The sequence below is a fragment of the Aerococcus sp. L_32 genome (assembly GCF_050689315.1).
The window spans coordinates 1-510 of record NZ_JBOEQF010001296.1 but is presented as its reverse complement, the minus strand read 5'-3'; the positions used below and the strand labels follow the sequence as shown (position 1 = coordinate 510).

Here is a 510-nt window from a genome sequence, read left to right as displayed (position 1 = left end):
TAAAGTCTTAGTGCAATCAGGTGCTTTATCAGCAGGTCAGGCCCGGACTATTTTAGGTTTAAAATCGAAAAAAGACCAATCAAGTCTAGCTAAGAAGGTTGTTGCAGAAGGCATTACCGTTCGCCAATTGGAGAAAATGGTACAAGCCTTAAACCAGCCAGCGGACAAGGATATTAAAAAAGACGACGGCAAGAAAGAAGTCGTGCCAATTTATATCCGCGAAAGCGAAGACCGGTTAATGGATAAATTTGGAACGAATGTTCAAATCAACAGTCGCGGAAAACGCGGTAAAATCGAAATCGAATACCTTTCTGAAGAAGATTTAACCCGTATTCTAGATATTTTGAATATTAAATTTGAAGATTAGAGGTGTATGTCTTGGGAGACAAAGAATATGGCATGCACGATATCGTGCAAATGAAAAAACAACACCCTTGTGGTGAAAATGCTTGGAAAATCATTCGTTTAGGTGCGGATATCCGCATTAAATGCCAAGGTTGTGGCCAATCT

At 39.8% G+C, this 510-nt stretch carries 1 protein-coding gene and 1 pseudogene; both read left to right on the top strand.

The genetic code is table 11. The features are described 5' to 3' along the window. A pseudogene (locus tag ACRCJ0_RS19415) lies at positions 1–367 on the top strand (ParB/RepB/Spo0J family partition protein); the annotation flags it as partial. A gap of 32 nt (positions 368–399) precedes the next feature. Then, positions 400–510, top strand: a 111-nt coding sequence (locus ACRCJ0_RS19410; protein ID WP_431391858.1) for a DUF951 domain-containing protein, incomplete at its 3' end; no start/stop codon positions are given.